Origin of the sequence: Steroidobacter sp. (assembly GCF_016790065.1) — a bacterium.
GTDB lineage: Bacteria > Pseudomonadota > Gammaproteobacteria > Steroidobacterales > Steroidobacteraceae > Steroidobacter.
The window spans coordinates 1-20284 of record NZ_JAEUPY010000116.1; the positions used below are offsets into that span (position 1 = coordinate 1).

The 20284-nt window shown below is 61.6% G+C and carries 19 protein-coding genes; 9 read left to right on the forward strand and 10 right to left on the reverse strand.

The genetic code is table 11. The features are described from left to right. A partial coding sequence (locus JNL55_RS04910; protein ID WP_293850124.1) for an OPT family oligopeptide transporter occupies positions 1 to 1338 on the forward strand: 1338 nt, incomplete at its 5' end. On the opposite strand, the gene JNL55_RS04915 is transcribed toward JNL55_RS04910, so the two are convergent. Further along, positions 1339 to 1713 carry a phage holin family protein gene (locus tag JNL55_RS04915; protein WP_293850127.1) on the reverse strand — a complete coding sequence of 125 codons (375 nt, stop codon included), beginning with the start codon at positions 1711 to 1713 and terminating at the stop codon, positions 1339 to 1341. A 106-nt stretch (positions 1714 to 1819) separates the two neighbouring features. Between JNL55_RS04915 and JNL55_RS04920 the strand changes: the two genes are divergently transcribed. Continuing rightward, positions 1820 to 2218 (forward strand): MAPEG family protein, encoded by a 399-nt coding sequence (locus JNL55_RS04920; RefSeq protein ID WP_293850130.1) that lies wholly within the window; start codon positions 1820 to 1822, stop codon positions 2216 to 2218. 4 nt (positions 2219 to 2222) lie between these two features. On the opposite strand, the gene JNL55_RS04925 is transcribed toward JNL55_RS04920, so the two are convergent. The 4 genes from JNL55_RS04925 to JNL55_RS04940 all read right to left on the reverse strand — a co-directional run bounded on the left by JNL55_RS04925 (position 2223) and on the right by JNL55_RS04940 (position 8315). Next, positions 2223 to 3254, reverse strand: coding sequence for a GGDEF domain-containing protein (locus tag JNL55_RS04925; protein ID WP_293850133.1), 1032 nt, complete (start codon positions 3252 to 3254; stop codon positions 2223 to 2225). Positions 3255 to 3260: 6 nt separating this feature from the next. Beyond that, positions 3261 to 4544, reverse strand: a complete 1284-nt coding sequence (locus JNL55_RS04930; RefSeq protein ID WP_293850136.1) for a S41 family peptidase — start codon at positions 4542 to 4544, stop codon at positions 3261 to 3263. A gap of 227 nt (positions 4545 to 4771) precedes the next feature. Further along, the gene (locus JNL55_RS04935) at positions 4772 to 7027 is read right to left on the reverse strand and encodes an EAL domain-containing protein (protein ID WP_293850139.1); all 2256 of its coding nucleotides are present in this window, start codon (positions 7025 to 7027) and stop codon (positions 4772 to 4774) included. A gap of 172 nt (positions 7028 to 7199) precedes the next feature. Further along, positions 7200 to 8315 carry a murein hydrolase activator EnvC family protein gene (locus JNL55_RS04940; RefSeq protein ID WP_293850142.1) on the reverse strand — a complete coding sequence of 372 codons (1116 nt, stop codon included), beginning with the start codon at positions 8313 to 8315 and terminating at the stop codon, positions 7200 to 7202. Between the two features lie 139 nt (positions 8316 to 8454). Between JNL55_RS04940 and JNL55_RS04945 the strand changes: the two genes are divergently transcribed. The 4 genes from JNL55_RS04945 to JNL55_RS04960 are packed head-to-tail and all read left to right on the forward strand — an operon-like array spanning position 8455 to position 10750. Next, positions 8455 to 8901: a rhodanese-like domain-containing protein gene (locus JNL55_RS04945; protein WP_293850144.1), complete on the forward strand. Its 447-nt coding sequence runs from the start codon at positions 8455 to 8457 to the stop codon at positions 8899 to 8901. Beyond that, positions 8901 to 9197 carry a glutaredoxin 3 gene (grxC, locus tag JNL55_RS04950; protein WP_293850146.1) on the forward strand — a complete coding sequence of 99 codons (297 nt, stop codon included), beginning with the start codon at positions 8901 to 8903 and terminating at the stop codon, positions 9195 to 9197. The genes JNL55_RS04945 and grxC overlap by 1 nt, the downstream gene beginning before the upstream one ends. Before the next feature lie 16 nt (positions 9198 to 9213). Next, positions 9214 to 9714, forward strand: coding sequence for a protein-export chaperone SecB (secB, locus tag JNL55_RS04955; RefSeq protein WP_293850148.1), 501 nt, complete (start codon positions 9214 to 9216; stop codon positions 9712 to 9714). Positions 9715 to 9721: 7 nt separating this feature from the next. After that, positions 9722 to 10750 carry an NAD(P)H-dependent glycerol-3-phosphate dehydrogenase gene (locus JNL55_RS04960; RefSeq protein WP_293850150.1) on the forward strand — a complete coding sequence of 343 codons (1029 nt, stop codon included), beginning with the start codon at positions 9722 to 9724 and terminating at the stop codon, positions 10748 to 10750. On the opposite strand, the gene JNL55_RS04965 is transcribed toward JNL55_RS04960, so the two are convergent. From JNL55_RS04965 to glnA, 5 genes are all read right to left on the reverse strand, one after another. Next, positions 10737 to 11201 carry a tRNA (cytidine(34)-2'-O)-methyltransferase gene (locus JNL55_RS04965; protein WP_293850153.1) on the reverse strand — a complete coding sequence of 155 codons (465 nt, stop codon included), beginning with the start codon at positions 11199 to 11201 and terminating at the stop codon, positions 10737 to 10739. The two genes, JNL55_RS04960 and JNL55_RS04965, sit on opposite strands and share 14 nt — an antisense overlap. A gap of 47 nt (positions 11202 to 11248) precedes the next feature. Beyond that, positions 11249 to 12646 carry a nitrogen regulation protein NR(I) gene (ntrC, locus tag JNL55_RS04970; protein WP_293850155.1) on the reverse strand — a complete coding sequence of 466 codons (1398 nt, stop codon included), beginning with the start codon at positions 12644 to 12646 and terminating at the stop codon, positions 11249 to 11251. Then, on the reverse strand, positions 12633 to 13730 hold the full coding sequence (gene glnL, locus JNL55_RS04975; protein WP_293850158.1) for a nitrogen regulation protein NR(II): 1098 nt from the start codon (positions 13728 to 13730) through the stop codon (positions 12633 to 12635). The genes ntrC and glnL overlap by 14 nt, the downstream gene beginning before the upstream one ends. A gap of 122 nt (positions 13731 to 13852) precedes the next feature. Further along, positions 13853 to 14542 (reverse strand): DUF4124 domain-containing protein, encoded by a 690-nt coding sequence (locus tag JNL55_RS04980; protein ID WP_293850161.1) that lies wholly within the window; start codon positions 14540 to 14542, stop codon positions 13853 to 13855. Positions 14543 to 14670: 128 nt separating this feature from the next. After that, positions 14671 to 16083, reverse strand: coding sequence for a glutamate--ammonia ligase (gene glnA / locus JNL55_RS04985; RefSeq protein ID WP_293850163.1), 1413 nt, complete (start codon positions 16081 to 16083; stop codon positions 14671 to 14673). 409 nt (positions 16084 to 16492) lie between these two features. Between glnA and glyQ the strand changes: the two genes are divergently transcribed. Genes glyQ through JNL55_RS05000 form a run of 3 tightly spaced genes read left to right on the forward strand, consistent with a single transcriptional unit; the run spans position 16493 to position 20276 of the window. Next, positions 16493 to 17419, forward strand: a complete 927-nt coding sequence (gene glyQ, locus JNL55_RS04990; RefSeq protein WP_293850165.1) for a glycine--tRNA ligase subunit alpha — start codon at positions 16493 to 16495, stop codon at positions 17417 to 17419. A 4-nt stretch (positions 17420 to 17423) separates the two neighbouring features. Next, complete coding sequence (gene glyS / locus JNL55_RS04995; RefSeq protein WP_293850168.1) at positions 17424 to 19505, forward strand: glycine--tRNA ligase subunit beta; 2082 nt, start codon at positions 17424 to 17426, stop codon at positions 19503 to 19505. 15 nt (positions 19506 to 19520) lie between these two features. Beyond that, positions 19521 to 20276 carry a lysophospholipid acyltransferase family protein gene (locus tag JNL55_RS05000; protein ID WP_293850170.1) on the forward strand — a complete coding sequence of 252 codons (756 nt, stop codon included), beginning with the start codon at positions 19521 to 19523 and terminating at the stop codon, positions 20274 to 20276. Positions 20277 to 20284: the final 8 nt, after the last annotated feature.

Here is a 20284-nt window from a genome sequence, read left to right on the forward strand (position 1 = left end):
CTGCTCGGCGTCGGTTACATCGTCGGGCTCAACATCGGCATCGTGGTCATGGTCGGCGGCATCTTGTCGTGGAACATTGCCATTCCGACTTACAGCGCGTTCTTTCTCGACGGCAATCCCGCGCTCGCCGCGAAGATAGCCGGCCTCAGCGCCGAAGACGCGGCCGGCGCGATCTGGAGTTCGCAGATTCGTTATCTCGGCGTCGGCGCGATGTTGGTGGGCGGCATCTGGACGCTGATCTCGCTGCGTAAGTCGTTGCTCTCCGGCGTTCGCAGCGGCTTGGAAGCAGCGCGTGCCGGCGCCTCGAAAGTGGTCGCCGAGACCGAGCGCGATTTGCCAATGAAGGCCGTGCTGGTCGGCTTGGTCGCCTTCACGTTGCCACTCGCCGGTCTGTATTACGCCATCGTGCAGGACCTGAGCGTGTCCATCACGATGACCATCATCATGATCGTCGCCGGCTTCTTGTTCAGCTCGGTGTCGGCCTACATGGCCGGCTTGGTGGGCTCCTCCAACAATCCGGTGTCGGGCATCACTATTGGCACGATTTTGTTTGCCTCGCTGGTGTTGGCTGGGCTCATGGGCAGCAACGCACCGCTCGGTCCGGTCGCTGCCATCGTCATCGGCGCGGTCGTCTGTTGTGCGGCGGCCGTCGCCGGCGACAACCTGCAAGATTTGAAATGCGGCTACATGATCGGCGCTACGCCGTGGCGACAGCAGTTGATGTTGGCCATCGGTGCGGCATCGTGTGCGCTCGTCATGGCGCCCGTGTTGAATTTGCTAGCCAAGGCTTATGGCATTGGCGTGCCCACGGCGGATCATCCCAATCCGCTGCTGGCACCGCAGGCCACCTTGATGGCCTCGGTGGCGAAAGGTTTGTTCGGCGGCGAACTGCCTTGGGATTTGATCTGGATCGGCGTCGGCATCGGTGCCGCCATCATTGTTTGTGACGAGCTGCTGAAAAAGAGCGGCTCGAATTTCCGCACACCGGTGCTGGCCGCGGCGGTGGGCATTTATTTGCCGTTGGATCTGACTGTGCCGATCTTCATCGGCGGCCTGCTGGCGCACTTGGTTGAGCGCGCCGCCGGAGTTCATAACGATCCCGACGCGGCCGAACGCGTGCATCGCAAAGGTGTGTTGTTCTCGGCCGGCTTGATCACCGGCGAGGCGCTAATGGGCATCCTGATCGCCGTGCCGATCGTTTCCACCGGACGCTCGGATGTGCTGGCACTGCCCGGGATGTTGCAGTTCGGCGAGCTGGTCGGCCTGGCGATCTTCGCGCTGATCGGCTGGATCCTGTATCGCGTCGCCAAGCGCGGCGCGCGGGAGCCGGCCAGCTGATTACTTTTTCATCGTGATCACTTGCACGCGGCCGTTGTTGGCGATCATGCCGGAAGCCAGCCACGAGGTCAGGCTGACGATCAACGAGCCGCCGAGCGCGGTCCAGAAGCTGCTGATGTGGAAGCCGCTCAGCAGCAGCGCCACCAGGCTGAGCATGCCGGCGTTGATGACCAGCAGGAACAGGCCCAGCGACAGCAAGGTCAGCGGCAGGGTGAGGATCACGGCAATGGGCCGGACGATGGCGTTGACGATGCCGAGCAGCAGCGCGGCGGCCAGCAACGTCCCGGGACTGTCGAACACCAGCCCATCGAAAATTTGAGTGGCCAGCCACAAGCCCAGGGCGACAATGGCGGCTCGCAAGAAAAATCCGGTCATGATGGGATCCTTTGATGGGCAGGATGCTCGAATGCAGCAGGGGCATGGATGTGCAGGAGCTGCACGACAATACGACCCCATATAGGGTCAACCAGGAGGGAGCGCAATGCCTTTCGTCGCCTTAGTCACCGTCGTGGCTCTGCTGCAGTTCTTATACCTCGGCCTGCAAGTAGCCCGCGCCCGTGGGCGCTACGGAGTGGCGGCGCCGGCCACCACCGGTCACGAGGTGTTCGAGCGCCATTTCCGGGTGCAAATGAACACTCTGGAACAGCTGGTGATGTTCCTGCCGGCGCTGTGGATCTTCGCCGCTTACATCAGTCCGTTGTGGGCCGCTGCGCTGGGCGTGGTGTTCATCCTGGGCCGATCAATCTATGCGATGTCCTACGTGCGCGATCCCAGGACTCGTTCGCTGGGCTTCGGGCTCACCGCCTTTCCAACGCTGGCGCTGTTGATGGGCATCGTGATCTGGGCGATCCGAGCGATTCTGCTCGGCGCCGCCTGGTAGATAGCTACTGGGGCTGACGCCGCAGGGCGCGATCCTGCTGCATGTTCTGATCGGCCAGGATCATCAGCTCCTTGGGATACAGATGATCCTCGGGGAAGTTGGCCGTGCCCACATTGACGTTGGCACGGACCATTCGATTCGCCACCGACACCGTGCCGGCATAAACATTGTTACGAATGCGCGTGGCGATGGCGCCGCCCATGGCTGAATCGGCTTCGGTCAACAACACCACGAATTCATCGCCGCCCAGCCGGGCCGCGACATCCGAATTACGAATCGAACGAGTGATGGCTGCAGCCACTGCGCCCAACACCTGACTGCCGGCGTCATGCCCCATGGTCTCGTTGATGTTGGCCAGGTTGTCGACGTCGACCACCACCACGGTGTAAGGCCGGCCGAAGCGCTCGGCTTTGCGATGTTCCTGTTGCAGGATTTCTTCGAAGGAGCGCAGGTTCAGCAAGCCGGTGAGCGCGTCGGTCGAGGCCAGGTCGCTGATCCGTTGCACGGCGCTGTGCATCTGTTCGATCAACGCCGCGATGATCAAAGCAACCGCGGCGCCCGGCGCCAACACGCTCAACAACTGCACACCGAATTCCGGACCGGCGACATCGACCTGCGGCGTCAGCGCGCCCAGCAAGAAACCCACCGCGGCAATCACCGTCGCCAGGATCAGCACCACCCACCAGCGCCCGAACGCCAATGCTGCGCCGACCAGCGGAATCAAATACAGCGGCACGATGAAGCTGTGTGCCGAACCGGTCGCCACAGCAAACAAAGTGATACACACAACCAGTGCCGCGAGATCGACGCAGTGCTGACGCGCGATCGGCCGTTGCAAGGCCGGCACGGTGCGCGCGAACAGAATGCTGACGGTCAGTAGACCCAGAGCGGCGGCGGCCAAGATGGGCCGCTCCACCGAATAGGGAACGAATGCGAATTGCAGCGCGCCGATGGCCAGCGTCAGCAGCTCCAGACACAACAGCGCCCTAGTCGCAAATCCCTGCGTTTGGGCCGCTGCTGGCTGAGCCGAGCGCATGCAACGTTACGGCGCGCGACTCTGGCGGATGGCGCCCGACGACTTCTGTTGCAAGGTGCTGAGCGCCAACTGCAACTCGTAGTCGTCTTTCAGCACGCCGTAGGACTCGGTCACGTCCGCGCCTTCCTTGGGCTTCGGCAAGTCCTTCTCATTCACGACCACGTCGGGCTTGATGCCCTTCTCATGAATGGACGCGCCCGAGGGGGTGAAATATTTGGAGGTGGTGAGCTTGATCGCATGCCCGTCGGACAGCGGCACCACCGTCTGCACCGAACCCTTGCCATAGGTCTGACGGCCGACCAGCGTGGCACGGTGATGATCCTGCAAGGCGCCCGCGACGATTTCCGACGCCGAGGCCGAGCCGCCGTTCACCAGCACCACCATGGGAGCGCCATCGAGCGCATCGCCAGGCCGTGCATCCATTTCGAAGCGAGCATCGGCGGCACGACCGTTGGCAGTCACGATCACACCGTCGTCCAGAAACACGTCCGAGACGCCGACCGCCGCTTCCAGCACGCCGCCGGGATTGTTACGCAGGTCGAGCACCAGGCCGTTCAAGCTGCCGCCGTGTTTCTTCTTCAAATTGTTGATGGAGCGTTCCAGGTCCGGCGTGGTGGTCTCGCTGAAGTGCGAGATGCGCACATAACCGATGCCGTCGTCGAACAACTGTTCACGCACGCTGTGAACTTGCACGGCGGCGCGCGACAAGGTGAATTCCAGCGGATCTTTCTGATTGGCGCGAGCGATGCTGATCTTGACCGCGGTGCCGGCCTTGCCACGCATGCGATCGATAGTGTCGTTGAGGTTCTCGACGCTGACCGGCACATCGTCGACGGCGAGGATGGTGTCGCCAGCCATGACTCCGGCCTTCTGCGCCGGCGTGCCCTCGATCGGGTTCACGACTTTGACCACGCCGTTGTCGAGCGCGACCTCGATGCCGACGCCGGAATATTCACCGGTGGTGCTGATACGGATCTCATCGAACTCCTGCGGGTCCAGGAACGCCGAGTGCGCATCCAGGTCCGCGATCATGCCGCGGATGGCGGCTTCGATCAGTTCCTCGTCGGAGATCTTTTCGACATATTCCTTACGGACGTGCTCGAGCACTTCGGCCAGCAGCCGCGCGTCCTGCCAAGGCACGGAGCGTTCGCTGTCGCCCTTGGCAGCCGTCACCGGCGGCTCGATGTCCCGCTGGGCCTGCACCGGGCGCCCCACCGACAGGCCAAAGCCCATGACCACGCCGATCCCTAAGATCAGCGCGAAGCGAACCGGCATAACTACTCGTGACATGACCTTGCGGGAATGAGACTTCAAGTGCGGCGGCCTTTAAACATAGTACACGTCCAGGTGCCGCGACAATGCGGCTCGCGCCGCCATCAATCCTGGACGCGGTTCAAGAAATGTTCATTGAATACTAGGACCGCTCGAGCCCGTTCATCGAACTGTGACCGGCGTCAAAGCACGCCGTTGCAGACTGTCAGTCCGATACCCGCAGCGACAATGAGATGGCTGCTGAATCAGCTGACCAAACGGTTCGGACGCGCTGTGGCCGGCTGGCGCACCACGCCCGCCGAACCACGCAGCAAATCCTGCAGAACCTGTTCGACCGGTCGCGGCCGCCCGATGGCAAAGCCTTGGCCGAAGTCCACGCCGAGCTGTCCGACCGCGGCCAGGATGGCCTCGCTCTCGATACATTCGGCAGTGGTCTTTAGGTTCATGGCGCGCGCCAGCTGAACGATGGCGGTCACCATGGACTGCGCCGGTTGCTTGCCGACCAGCTCGCGTATCAAGCCGCCGTCGATTTTCAAATGCGACACCGGCAATGATTTCAGATACGTGAGCGACGACAAACCGCGCCCGAAATCGTCCAGGGCGATAGCGTAGCCCAGATCGCGTACGCGACGAATCAACTGTTCGGCTTGCACGATGTTGGCCACCGCCGCGGTCTCGGCGATTTCGAACGACAACAACTGTGGCGGCAACGCAAATTCACGCAGGCGCTGCTCCAGGAAGCGGCTGAACTCCGGGTCACCCAGCGACTGGCCGGCAATGTTGATGGAGAAGTGGGCATCCAGCCGCAACAGCGCTGGCGACGCGGAAGAAAGCACTTCCAACGCGTAGTTCACAACCCACCGATCGATATCGGTGGCCAGCTGGTAGCGCTCCGCTGCGGACAGAAATTTATCCGGTGTGATGCGTTCGCCGGAACTGTCGATCATCCGCAACAACAGCTCGAAACGATGCGGCTGAGCGCCGCTGTCGTGCAGCCGAACGATGGGTTGAGCATCCATCCGAAATCGATCGTTGACGATGGCTTCGCGCAAACTGCCGAGCAGCGCCGCGTCTTCCGCCGGACGCGAAACGTTGCGGTCAGCCTCGCGATACGCCTCGACCCGGCCTCGGCCGCGATCTTTCGCCGCCTTGCAGGCCACTTCGGCGGCGGCCAGGGCATGCGACAACGGATAGCGAACGTTGGGCACGGCCGCGACCCCGAAGCTGATCGACAGCGGGATGACTTGCTGTTCCCGGCGGAATTCCGTGCAGCGCACGGCGTCGCGTAACTTCTCGGCCAGCGGCAACACCGTGTCGCTGTGCTCGTTGGGAAAGAACAGGGCGAAGCGGTCGCCGGCGAGCCGGGACGCGCTGACATTCGCCGGCAGATTGTCGCGAATAGTCTCGGCGACGCGCACGATGACTTCGTCGCCTACATGCATGCCGTGGTTTTCGTTGACCAGGTGCAGGCGATCCACGTCGGCATAGACCACGCAGTGTTGGTCATTCGCTTCGGCGCCGGCCAACGACGCCAGCACTCGCTGTTCGAAGGCGGTACGAGTCAGCAACCCGGTCGCCGGGTCGTAAACGCTTTGTACGACGTGCGCGATGCGCCGGCTGAGCAACTCGACGATGCGCACTTGGCGCGCGTCGAACTCGGCCTGACCGACCCGTTTGAATAGAATGAGTACGCCGGCAACTTGCTCCACGCCATGCCGGATCGGACAAGCCAGGATCTTGTACGGTAACGAACCGAGCGGACTGTTCGGCGGCGTCTTGTTCAACACCAGCGCCCGGCGCTGAACCTGCACCCACGCCAGCAAATGTTTCTTGGTTTTTTCCAAGACCTCGGCGTCGGCGCTACGCACCGTGCCATCAGCGGCACAGCACAGTGCAATCTTGCGATCAGGAATCAACAGTGCGCCGACCGCGCAGTCCAGATTGCTCACACATTGCTTGAGCAGTCGTTCCAGATCGTCGTCATCGCGTTCCTGAGCCGCACCGCTGGCTTCCAGCAACAACGCGAGATCGCCGTCGCGCGATGAAAGATTCCGGCGCAGATCGCCAACGCTCTGTTGATGAGCCAGCTCACGCGCCAACACTTGCAGCGCAGGTCGTAACAAACCGTGCACGAACGCTGAGCTGCGCGCACCGTTGCTACCGTCCTGACAGGAGACCGCGAGACCGCCGAGCAGATTGGCGCCATCGCGCAGAATGAAAACGTACGCAGTGTCGCCGTCCCAGCTGCGTGAGAAGCCATGCCGATGTGCTTCGTCTTTACTCGCGCCTTCCTGGCGAGCAGCGCTCAACGACTCCTCGACCAGATGTAACAAGTCAGTGCCATCGTAGCCGTCGGACAGCCACAGCGGCGTGCTCAAACGATCGAAAATGGCGATGTACGAGGCCCGCGGCATCAACACGCGAACCAACTGGCCGTAGGGATCGAGGCTGGTCGAAAATGCGGTCGTTTCTACGGTTTCGTCATCGGCGCTGCTGCTCATGGCGACGATGATCCGGGCAGCACCGCGGCGCTTCTTTGAAGTCCGCCGCATTTTTTCCGTGCTGTGACGCCCTTAGGCTCGATTCAGGCGTTCCTGAGTGACAAGCGTCAAACGGCTCGACAGGCCGCGGACGGGCGACAGTGAGCCACGTCACAACGGCTAAGTACTAGCACTAGCGTTTGACCAGCCAACCGCCCGGATCGAGTGCTTCGCGACCTTTGCGAATTTCAAAGTACAGGCCCGGTTTGCCCAGGCCGGCCGCATCGCCGACCGCGGCCAATGGATCGCCCGGCGCGACCCGGTCGCCAACGCGGCGATACACCTGCTCATTATGACCATACAAACTCATATAGCCGCCGCCGTGATCCAGCACCACCAGCAGGCCCATGCCGGGCAGCCAATCGGCATACACCACACGACCATGGAATGGCGCTCGCACTTGAGTGCCCCGCTCGGCGCCGATCACCATCCCTTGCCATTTCAACGGACCGCCGGCGCGCAATTGCCCGAAGCGAGCCAACGTCGCGCCCTTCACCGGCCAAGGCAATTTGCCTTTCACGCGTTGGAACGGCTGATCCGACAGTTCGGGAAATTCTTCGATGGCTCGACGCAACTGTTCGACCAGTTTTTCCAGCGCCTGCGCTTCGCGCTGTAATTTGGCGAGTTCGTCGTTACGATTTTTTATTTTCGACTGCACTTGAGCCAGCGTGCGTGCGCGTTGATCGCGAGCGCCGGCCAGCGTTTTCACATCGCGCGACTGATCGTCCTCGAGCGCGCGCAGTTGTTCCGTTTCAGTGGCGATGCTTTCCGAAAGCAATTCCAGATGCGCCAGGTGCTCGCTGATTGCAGTGATGCGCTCGGCGCGTGCGCGACCGAAATATCCGTAGTAGGCCACCATGCGCCCGAGCTGCGCCGGGTCCTGCTGATTGAGCAGCAGCTTGAGCTGCTCCTGATGACCGTTCATGTACGCGACCCGCACTTCGGCGCCGAGCGCGCCGCGCTCTTCGTCGATGCGCTGATTGGTGGCCTGCTGTTCGGCTTTCAGATCGGCCAGCCGGTTCTCAGAGGCGATGCGCCGGGCGCGCACGTCGGACAGGCGCTCACGGGCGGTCTGAATCTTCAGCTCGGCTTCTTTGACCTGCCCGGCCAGGCTGTCGCGCCGCTCGGCGTCGGCCTGAATGCTCCGGCGGATGGAGTCGATCCGATTACGCACCTGCTTGAGTTCGGCTTCCTTGGCGGCAGGCGTGGCCGCGCCGGCGGCCTGGGCTTGAAAAGCCCCGGTCCCCAACCCAACTGTGCACAGCAAGGCCGCCACGGCGGCCAGTAGGACCGAGCGCGGCTGACTAGGAACTTGGCGAGCCGGCCCGACTGCTATACTTCGCGCCCTTTTGCCAGCCCCGTCCCGGGTTACTGCCCGACCTGCTGCAATGAATCGATTCTTCGAATACACCACCAACCATCCGTTCCTGGTCACCGCAGCGGCGATTCTCGCTGTTATTGCGATTGTGATCGAGCTGCGTCAACGAGCTCGTGGCAGTAATAGCATCGGCACCGCCGATGCCGTACGGCTGCAAAACACCGGCGCGCTGCTGGTGGACGTTCGTGAAGGCAAGGATTACGAGGCTGGCCACATCATCGAGGCGCGCCACATTCCTGCGGCTGAAATTGCCAGCCGCGCGGAATCCTTGAAGAAATTCAAGGAGAAGCCTGTCATCGTCTACTGCGATGGCGGCTTTACCTCAGCCGCCGCCGCACGTCAGTTGCGTGCCGCCGGCTTCAATAAGGTGGTGACCTTGAGCGGCGGCTTGAACAGCTGGCGGCAGGAAAATCTGCCGTTGGTGAAGGGCGCCGCCAAGAAGGACGGTAAGGGTTGATGAGCGCAACCGATAAAACAGCTGACGAAATCGTTATGTATTCCACTGCGTGGTGCGGCTACTGTCAGCGCGCGCGCAATCTGTTCGAGCGCAAAGGCGCGGCTTTTCGTGAGATCAAGGTCGACGAAGTGCCCGGCGAGCGCGAAGTGATGCTGCAGAAGAGCGGCGGCCGTCGTACCGTGCCGCAGATCTTCATCGGCGAACGCCACGTCGGCGGCTACGACGATCTCGCGGCTCTCGATAGAGCCGGGGAATTAGATAAACTGCTCGCCCAATTGCCCCAAGTAAGCAAGTAAACAAGGTTTCGACATCATGGTTGACGAAGTACCCGCGGCCAACGGCCAGTCCACAGATCCCAATGCGCCGCAGTTCGCGCCGCAGGCCGTGTATCTGAAGGACGTGTCTTTCGAGGCGCCGGTCGGCCCGCGCGTCAATCCGAGCACCAATCCCACCATCAACCTGAACCTCAACACCGCGGTCAATGACATCGGTGGCGACATGAAGGAAGTGGTGTTGACGGTGCGCGTCGAAGCGCAGGCCGGCGACAAGACTCTGTGGCTGGTCGAGCTGCAGCAGGCGGGCGCATTCGGCATTCGCAACGTGCCGGCCGAAGACATGCAGCGGCTGTTGGGCATCTTCTGCCCGAACTACTTGCTGCCGTATGCGCGTCAGGTGATTTCGGATCTGTTGATGAAGGGCGGCTTCCCGCCGTTCCTGTTGCCGCCGGTCAACTTCGACGCGCTGTTCGCGCAGGCTGCGGCCCGTGCTCAGGGACAGCAGCCGGACGCTCCGGGCGCCAACTCGGTCAACTGATCTAGCCATGTCTGTGCCAGAGGCTGCCAACGCGGCACCCGACGGCTCGACATGCGTGGTGCTGGGCGCCGGCTCTTGGGGCACGGCGCTCGCGATCCAATTGGCTCGCGTCGCGTTACCTACTTTGCTGTGGGGTCGCGACGCGACGCATCTCGCCGAATTGGCTCGTGATCGGCGTAACGCTCGTTACTTGCCCGATGCTCCGTTTCCCGAGCAGCTGCGCATCGAGCCCGAGCTGAAGTCGGCACTCCAGGTCAGCCGCGATGTCATCGTGGCTGTGCCTAGTCATGCCTTGCGCGGAATGCTTCAGGAGATTGCTCCTCATCTGCGTGCCGAAGCTCGCGTTGCTTGGGCGACCAAGGGATTCGAGCTGTCTACTGGCTTGCTGCCACACCAAGTCGCACGCGAAGTGCTCGGTGAAAGCGTTCCAACCGCAGTGATTTCCGGGCCGACGTTTGCCAAGGAAGTGGGCGCGGGCTTACCGACTGCGATGACCATCGCTGCGTCGGATCCAGAATACGCCGCCGAGCTGGCACAGCGTTTTTCTGGCCAGAACTTCCGCGCTTACACCTCGACCGATATCACTGGCGTCGAAGTCGGTGGCGCGATTAAAAACGTCATGGCCATCGGCGCAGGTATTTCCGATGGGCTGGGCTTTGGCGCCAACACCCGAATCGCTTTGATTGCGCGCGGCTTGGTCGAGATGACTCGACTCGGCGTGGCGCTCGGTGCGAGAAAAGAAACATTTATGGGATTAGCTGGGCTTGGCGATTTGGTGCTGACGTGCACCGACAATCAATCGCGCAATCGGCGGTTCGGTTTGGCGCTGGCCTCAGGCGAAAATGTCGCTGCCGCGCAAAAGACGATCGGGCAGGTCGTTGAAGGTGTGTTGGCTGCCAATGCGGTTCGCAGCGTCGCGCAACGCGCCGGTGTCGAGATGCCGATTTGCGAGCAGGTTTATCGCGTGGTGCACGAGGGCGTCGCGCCCAAAGACGCCGTGAAAGAATTGATGAGCCGCGCGCTCAAGCCGGAATAACGAAATCCAACTGGCGCCAGGCTTCGTAAACGATCACGGCGGCGGCGTTCGATAGATTCAAACTGCGGTTGCCGGGGCGCATGGGGATGGTCAGGCGCTGTTCGGCCGGGCAGGTTTCCAATAGCTCCTGCGGTAGACCGCGCGTTTCCGGGCCGAATAGGAATGCGTCGCCGGGCGCGTATTTCACCTGGTCGTAACGCGACTTGCCGCGCGTCGAGATGGCGAACCATCGGTTCGGCTGGATGGCGCTGAAACATTCCTCGAGCGAATCCCAGGCTCGAACATTCGCCATATCGGCGTAGTCCATGCCAGCGCGACGCACGGCTTTTTCGCTGATGTCGAAGCCCAGCGGCCGGATCAAATGCAGCGCTGAGCCGGAGTTGGCACACAGCCGAATGATGTTGCCCGTGTTCGGAGGAATCTCGGGCTGGAAAAGAACGACGTGGAACACTGCGAAACTCTGCCACCGGTGGCGGCGGCAGAGTAGCAGAGCGAAGCTTATTCGTCGTCCATCGCCAACTCTTTGAGCTTGCGGGTCAGCGTGTTGCGGCCCCAGCCGAGCAGCTTGGCGGCTTCCTGGCGCCCGCCTTCGGCTTTGCGAAGCGCGGCGCGAATCAGCGTGCGCTCGAATTCAGGCATGGCGTCGTCGAGCAGCGGCGTTTCGCCGGCAGCCAGACGCTTCTCGGCCCAGTTGGTGAGCTGACGAGTCCACTCATCCTGCAACTTGGCCGGCCCCGGCACGCCGCCCAGATCGCTCGGAATATCTTCCGCCTTGATCTCGCGACCCGGCGCAGTCACCGTCAATCGACGGCAGGCATTGACCACCTGACGCACATTGCCCGGCCAATCGAAATTGGACAGCGCCGCCGCCGCTTCCGGCGTGAGCACCTTGGGCTCGACGCCGAGCTCCACCGCAGCCTCGGTCAAATAGTGCATCAGCAACTCAGGAATATCTTCGCGACGCTGCCGCACCGGCGGCACTTCGATACGAATCACATTCAAGCGATGTAACAAGTCTTCGCGGAACAGGTTCTGTTTCACGCGACCTTCCAGATCCTGGTGAGTCGCAGCGATCACGCGCACATCGACACGCACCGGCACCTGACCACCGACGCGATAGAACTCGCCTTCCGCCAACACACGCAACAGTCGCGTCTGCAGCTGCGGCGACATATCGCCGATTTCGTCGAGGAACAACGTGCCACCGTCGGCTTGCTCGAACCGACCGCGACGCTGCGCGTCGGCACCGGTGAACGAACCTTTCTCGTGACCGAACAACTCGGACTCGAGCAAGTCGGCCGTGAACGCCGAGGTGTTCAACGCGATGAACGCCTTATTGGCGCGCGGGCTATGACGATGCAGAGCACGAGCGACCAGCTCCTTGCCGGTACCGGACTCGCCCGTGATCAACACCGTCATGCTCGAACGCGACAACCGACCGATGGCGCGAAACACTTCCTGCATGGCCGGCGCCTGGCCCAGCATTTCAGGAATGCGCCGCGCTTCGGTCGATGTTTCTTCGACACGGGTTTTCTGTTGAGCCGCACGCCGCACCAGATCGACTGCTTGATCGATATCGAACGGTTTGGGCAAATATTCGAACGCGCCGCCTTGATAAGCAGCGACCGCGCTATCGAGATCCGAGTGAGCGGTCATGACGATGACCGGCAAGTCGGGCTGATTGTCCCGAATCTCGGTGAGCAGCTCGAGGCCGCTGCGCCCGGGCATCCGAATGTCCGTGATCAACACATCGGGGCGATCCCGACGCAGCGCTGCGAGCGCCGTGTCCGCGTGATCGAAGGCCGTGGGTGCCATGCCGCCTTGGCGAAGAGCACGCTCCAAGACCCAGCGGATGGAGGCATCGTCATCGACGAGCCAGACGTTAAGAGGCTTCACCGGTGTGGTCTGTAACATGGAATGGCAACAAAATAGTAAAAGTGGTTAGACCCGGCCTGCTCTCGAATTCGATCAGGCCGTCATGACGACTCACCAGGTCTTGCGCCACTGCCAGACCCAATCCAGTACCGTCGGCTCGCCCCGTCACGAGTGGATAAAACAAAGTGTCCCGTAAATGTTCGGGGACGCCGGGGCCGTTGTCCTCGAACTGCACGCTGGCAACCAGTCGATGACGACGGGCGCCGATGTTTACATTGGTGAGCGCGCGCGTGCGCAACACCAAGCGGCCACCGCGACCGCCGTTTGAAGCAATGTTTTGAGCAATGGCCTGCATGGCGTTCTTGCCCAGATTCAACATCGCCTGAATGATCAGATTACGATCCAGATGCAGCGGCGGCAGGCTCGGATCGTAGTCGCGATCGACCACGACGCCGGCGGGCGCATCGGCCGCGAGCAAATGGCCCACGTGTTGTAACAACTCGTGAATGTTGATCGATTCCTTGCGCGGCAAATGTCCTGGACCGAGCAACGTATCGACCAAGGTCACCAAGCGATCCGCTTCGCTGATGATGACGGTCGTGTATTCACGCATCGATGCGTCATCGAGCTGACGCGCGAGCAGCTGAGCCGCGCCACGCAAACCACCGAGCGGGTTTTTAATTTCGTGCGCCAGCTGACGAATCATCAATCGACTGCCGCCGATCTGGGTCAGCAGCGCGGTTTCGCGTGTGATGCGTTGATGCTGAGTGGCGTCGACGATTTCGATCAGCACCGCACCGGGGGCCCCGCTCTCTTCATAAGGAGCGACGGTGCAATCGACGATGAGCTCGCCGTCGCCATTGCTAGGAGTCAGCGCCAACTCACGTCGTGAAAACGGTCGCGAGGTGCTGGCCGCTCGATCAATTACTGCATCGAGTACCGCCGAATCTTCCAACAACTCAGCGAGCGGCCGGCCGCGCACTTGATTGCGACTCACGCCGAACAACGTTTCGGCGGACACATTCAAATACAACAACGAACGATCGCGATCGACGATCAACACGCTGGTGCTGAGACTATCGAGAATGCGGCCCGAGTCAGCCATGACGCTTGCCATTAAGTACGAGGGCTGTGCAGCCATTGGCGTCCTTCACCGCGCCAGTGGTGGACACAGAGGAAAGGACGACGGCGCCGCTCCTCGGAGCAGCGGACTAACGCGAGCGGTTGTTAGTTTTTCGGGCCGACGGCCGCGGGCTTGGTGACGACCGGCCGATTGGTGGTCGGGTCGATGACGGCCTTGCTGCCGTTCAATGCCGAGTAACTGGGCTGAGAAGTGCGCAGCTTGTTGCCAGCCGAACGCTTCGGCTGATTGTTGCGCATGGCCGGGCCGACCGGCGGTTTGGCCGCGGATTCCTGCCGCACGTGGAACGTGACTTCGGGGGTTTCTTGAATCACACGACCCCGACTGGTGCTCACCGTTGCTTTCACGGTGTGCGTGCCACGAGTCATGTTGGTGAGTTCGTGACTCAGCGAGGTCGAATTGAAGTCTGCTACCGGCGCGCCATCCAGAAATAGCGCGACCATGTGTTCGGCATCGATCGCCGGCGAAGCTGCCAGCTGCACGCGAACCACGCCAGCGGTATTGATGAAAGCTTGATCCTGCTGCGGACTCTCGACCACGAAGCGCGAATACGCCGGGCCCTTGGAAGTCGGCTGCTGCGGTGGTGGCGCGGGAGGCGTCGGAGCCGGGGCCGGGTTGGCGGAGCGGTTCGAACTGCTCAACTCCACCTTTTTCGCACCGGGCACGGGCTGATCCGACCAGTGAGTGACGCCTTTGTCGTCCTTCCACGTGTAAACGGTCTGGCCGGCCAGGGCCGGCGCCGCCAGTACGAGGAGAACATAAAGCGCCGTACGCATATGTAATGAGCATAGCCGCTCCGCCCCGACCTGACAAAAGCGGCGACGGCGCATTTGTGATGGCCGTCACCATTAGGAAAAACTCGTCAGCGGCGTGCATCCGAAATGCAGCCGCTGACGGCGCGGAGTTACACGCTGTAATACAGCTCGAACTCCAGCGGGTGCGTGGACATACGCACCTTGGTCACTTCCTGCATCTTCAAGGCGATGTAGGCATCGATCACGTCGTCAGTGAACACCCCACCGGCCTTCAAGAAGGTGCGGTCGGCATCCAGAGCCTGCAGCGCCTGTTCCAGCGAGTAGCAGACTTCCGGAATGTTCTTGGCTTCTTCCGGCGGCAGGTCGTACAGATCCTTGTCCGCGGCTTCGCCCGGGTGGATCTTGTTCAGAATGCCGTCGAGGCCGGCCATCATCATGGCCGCGAACGCCAGGTACGGATTGGCGGTCGAGTCCGGGAAGCGCACTTCGATGCGACGACCCTTCGGGTTGGCAACCCAGGGAATACGAATGGACGCAGAGCGATTACGCGCCGAGTACGCCAGCATCACCGGCGCTTCGAAGTGCGGCACCAGGCGCTTGTAGCTGTTGGTGCTGGCATTCGTGAACGCGTTAATGGCCTTGGCGTGCTTGATGATGCCGCCGATGTAGTACAGCGCCATGTCCGACAGACCCGCGTACTTGTCGCCCGCGAAAGCCGGCTTGCCGTCTTTCTGGATCGACTGGTGCACGTGCATGCCGCTGCCGTTGTCGCCGACGATGGGTTTCGGCATGAAGGTGACGGTCTTGCCGTAAGCGTGCGCGACGTTGTGAATCGCGTACTTCAGCAACTGCACTTCGTCAGCCTTTTTCACCAGCGTATTGGCATTCACGCCGATTTCGCACTGGCCGGCGGTCGCCACTTCGTGGTGGTGCACTTCGACCTTCATGCCCAGCTCTTCCAGCGCATTACACATGGCCGAGCGGATGTCCTGGAACGAGTCGACCGGCGGCACGGGGAAGTAGCCGCCCTTGACGCCCGGACGGTGCGCCATGTTGCCGCCTTCGAACGCCTTGCCCGAGGACCAGGCGGCTTCGACCGAATTGATCTCGAAGAACGACCCCTGCATGGTGGTGCCGTACTTCACGTCGTCGAAAATGAAGAATTCGTTTTCCGGGCCGAACAGGGCCGAGTCACCGACGCCGGTGGACTTCAGGTAGGCCTCGGCGCGCTTGGCGATCGAGCGCGGATCACGCTCGTAACCCTGCATGGTCGCGGGCTCGAGCACGTCGCAGCGGATGATCAGCGTGGTCTCTTCGAAGAACGGATCGAGCACGGCGGTGCTGGGATCCGGCATGAGCACCATGTCGGACTCGTTGATGCCCTTCCAGCCGGCGATCGAGGAGCCGTCGAACATCTTGCCGTCGTCGAAGAAGCTTTGATCGACGGTGTGCGCCGGGACGGTCACGTGCTGCTCTTTGCCGCGGGTGTCCGTGAAGCGCAGATCAACGTATCTGACCTCCTTCTCTTTCAGGATGCTGAGGACTTCAGCGGGGGTCGTCATGAGTTCTCCTCCGGTAGACAGCGAGATTGAGAAGTCCCGGGTCGCTCGCCGCTACGACGCCAGGAGGTTCTAGTGGGGTTGTGGGCCATGGCTAAAGTTTTCTTCGAGCTCGGGTCCACAAATCGCAGTGGAAAATTGCAGGAACCATGCCAGCGCACCGTCATGGCGCAAACGCTTGGATTTGATGGCGCGGAGCAGAAAACCTTACAAAAGCCCGCCCTGGATTGGAGCATAGACCGCGCCGCCCGCACCATAGGGGTGCATATCCAGGCCCCAACCTGTGGCAGCCAGGCCAGCAAGGCTGTCGCCGGCCGGCCGCAACGAGACCTGTGCCGCATCGGGCCCAGTTTTGGATCAAACCCCTCACGGTATACTCGCGCGCTTTTCTCCCACGAACCGGATCTCCCAGATGGCCGCATCGAAAGCCGTGGTCCCGCCGCGGACCTTTCAGGAATTGATCTTCGCCCTGCAGTCGTACTGGTCGAAGCAGGGTTGCGTCATCCTGCAGCCCTACGACATGGAAATGGGCGCCGGCACCTTCCATACCGGCACCCTGCTCCGGGCCGTTGGCCCGGAACCGTGGAGCGCAGCCTATGTTCAGCCCTCGCGCCGTCCCACGGACGGCCGCTATGGCGAGAACCCGTTCCGCCTGCAGCACTACTACCAATTTCAAGTAGTGCTGAAGCCGTCGCCGCCGAACATCGTCGATCTGTATCTGGGCTCGCTGGCCTCCCTGGGCTTCGACCCGCTGACCCATGACATCCGCCTGGTCGAAGACAACTGGGAATCGCCGACCCTCGGTGCCTGGGGCCTGGGTTGGGAAATCTGGCTGAACGGCATGGAAGTCACCCAGTTCACTTACTTCCAGCAAGTGGGCGGCCTGGACTGCAAACCGGTGATGGGCGAGATCACTTACGGTCTGGAACGCCTCGCCATGTATCTGCAGGGCGTGCAGAGCGTTTATGACTTGTTGTGGGCCGACGGCCCGCTCGGCCGCGTGACCTACGGCGACGTTTATCACCAAAACGAAGTAGAGCAGTCGAAGTACAACTTCGAGCACGCCGATACTGCGGTGCTGTTCCGTCACTTCGACGATCACGAAGCGGCCTGCAAAAAGCTGCTCGAAAGCGGCCTGGCGCTGCCGGCCTATGAGCAAATGCTCAAGACCTCGCACACTTTCAATTTGCTCGATGCGCGCAAGGCCATCTCGGTAACTGAACGTCAGCGCTTCATCCTGCGCGTACGCGCACTCGCCAAGGAAGTCGCCGAAACTTATTACAAGAGTCGCGAGGCGTTGGGCTTCCCAATGCTGAACCGCGCGCCTGTGGAAGCTTGAGCTCATGAGCAAACGTGACTTTCTGGTCGAGATCGGCACCGAAGAATTGCCGCCGGCATCGTTGTTTACTCTGGCCGCTGCCTTCGCCGACGGTGTCATCAAAGGCATCGACACCGCCGCCATCAAACATGGCGAGGTGAAATGGTTTGCCACGCCGCGCCGGTTGGCCGTGTTCGTGGCGGGCGTCGGCGATCAACAGCCGGATCAGCAACTCAAACGTCAGGGCCCGGCCGTTGCCAATGCCTTCGGTCCCGATGGTCAGCCGACCAAGGCCGCGCTCGGTTTCGCGGCTTCGTGCGGCGTCACTGTCGATCAGCTGCTGCAGGTCGATGGACCCAAGGGCAAGGTGCTGCAATTCGAAGGCTCCAAGAAAGGTGAGGCCACTACCTCACTGTTGCCGGGCATCGTGACTGCCGCGCTCGATTCGCTGCCGATCGCACGACGCATGCGTTGGGGTGCCGGCTCGCAGGAATTCGTTCGCCCGGTTCATTGGGTGGTGATGTTATTTGGCTCGAGCGTGGTCGAGGCCGAGATCCTCGGCATTCGCGCCGGCAAGCACACGCAAGGTCATCGGTTCCACGGGCCGAAGTTGTTGGCCATCAGCAATCCAGCCAAGTACGCGGAACTGCTGTTAGAGAAAGCTCACGTCGTCGCCGATGTCGGCTCCCGTCGTGAACGCATTCGTGCCGAAGTGAATGCCATCGCTGACACCCTCGGCGGACAGGCCGTCATCGAAGACGCGTTGCTCGACGAAGTCACTGCGCTGGTGGAATGGCCGGTGCCGTTGTCCGGTCGGTTCGATGAAGCCTTCCTGCGCCTGCCGCAGGAAGTGCCCATCGCCACCATGCAAGATCATCAACGTTACTTTCCGGTGCGCTCGGCCGACGGCAAGCTGATGAACTATTTCATCACCGTGGCCAACATCGCCAGCCGCGAGCCGGAGCGGGTGCGCGACGGTAATGAACGCGTCATTCGCCCTCGCCTGGCCGACGCCGCATTCTTTTGGGATACGGATCGTAAGGAACGACTCGATGCGCGCTTTGCCGCGCTCAAGAGCGTCACCTTCCAAGCCAAGCTGGGTTCGCTGGCCGATAAGAGCAATCGCGTGGCCTCGCTGGCTCAGCGCATTGCCGAGAGCATCGGCGGCAATGCTGAACTGGCCGGTCGCGCCGCCAAGCTCAGCAAATGTGACTTGTTGTCGGCCATGGTCGGCGAGTTCCCCGAGCTGCAAGGCTTGATGGGCAAGTACTACGCCGAGCACGACGGCGAAGACGCCGAAGTCGCCACTGCTTTGGAAGAACAATATTGGCCGCGCTTCGCTGGAGACAAATTGCCGGCGACCAAGACCGGCATCTCGTTGTCGATCGCGGACAAGCTGGACACCATCGCCGGCATTTTCTGTATCGGTCAGAAACCGTCGGGCACCAAAGATCCGTACGGCTTGCGTCGCGCCGCCCTCGGCATCCTGCGCACGATCATCGAGCACAAGCTCGATCTGGATTTGCGCCGCCTGGTGGATGGTGCCGTTTCGTTGCAGCCGGCCGCGGCTCCAGAGAATATTGGCGAGGACATCTGGAATTATCTGATGGAGCGTTTGCGCTCTACTTATTTAGAAGAAGGTGGCGGCCGCACCGTGACCACGGAAATGTTCGATGCCGTGCTCGCCAGCAAAGCGCACTCCCCGGTGGACATCGACATTCGGCTGCAAGCCTTGGAAGGATTTCTGGCGTTGCCTGAAGCCGCCAGTCTGGCCGCTGCGAACAAGCGCATCGCTAACATTTTGCGTAAAGCCACTGGCGATCTGTCGGGCGCGGTGGAAACCGGCCGATTGCAGGAGCCGGCGGAACGCCAGCTATTCGATCACGTCGTTTCCATGGAACGAGCGGTCAACCCGCTGTTCTCGCGACGTGAGTACACCGGCGCACTGACTCAGCTCGCCACGCTGAAGGACGATGTGGATCGCTTTTTCGATTCGGTGATGGTCATGGCGGACGATCCGGACGTACGCGCCAATCGGTTAGGGTTGCTGGTGCGCCTGCGCGGGCTGTTCCTGCAGGTGGCCGATTTGTCGCGGTTGCCTGGCTAAGGGACGAGGCACTCAATGCAGCTGTTGAGGTCGGTTCTATTCACCACCGTGCTGTTCATCGGAACGCTGCTGTATGCGGTAGTGGTGTTGTCGTTCGGTTGGCTACCCAGCCAACGGCTATATGCCATCGCGCGCAGTTGGGGCCGGCTGAACATGTGGCTGCTGGCCAAGCTGTGCAAGCTGACATACACCGTCGAAGGCAAAGAAAACATTCCGCCCGGCGCGCACGTGTCGATGTGGAAACATTCCTCGGCCTGGGAAACCATCGCTCAGGCTGCTGTATTCCCGCCGCAGGCCTGGGTACTAAAGCGCGAGCTGATGTGGATTCCGCTGGTCGGCTGGGCCGTGAAATGTCTCAAGCCCATCGCGATCAATCGAAGCGCGGGTGCCGCGGCTGTCACTCAAGTCATCGATCAAGGTAAACAGCGCTTGCAGGAAGGGCTGTGGATTCTGATCTTCCCTGAAGGCACGCGCGTCGCAGTCGGCGAGAGCCGGAAGTATGGCGTCAGCGGCTCGCTGCTGGCCTCCAAGGCCGGCTGCAAAGTCATCCCCGTCGCTCACAACGCGGGTTACTACTGGCCCCGCCGTGGCTGGGTGAAAAAGCCGGGCAACATTCGGGTCGTCATCGGCCCGCCCATCGATGCAGCCGGTCGCGATGCTCGTGAACTCAACGAAGAGGTCAGGGCGTGGATTGAATCGACACTGACGACGCTAGTCCCGCCCACACACGCTGAAGCTGCAGACCGGTCGGCCCCTGCAACAACCAGCTAATCGTTAGA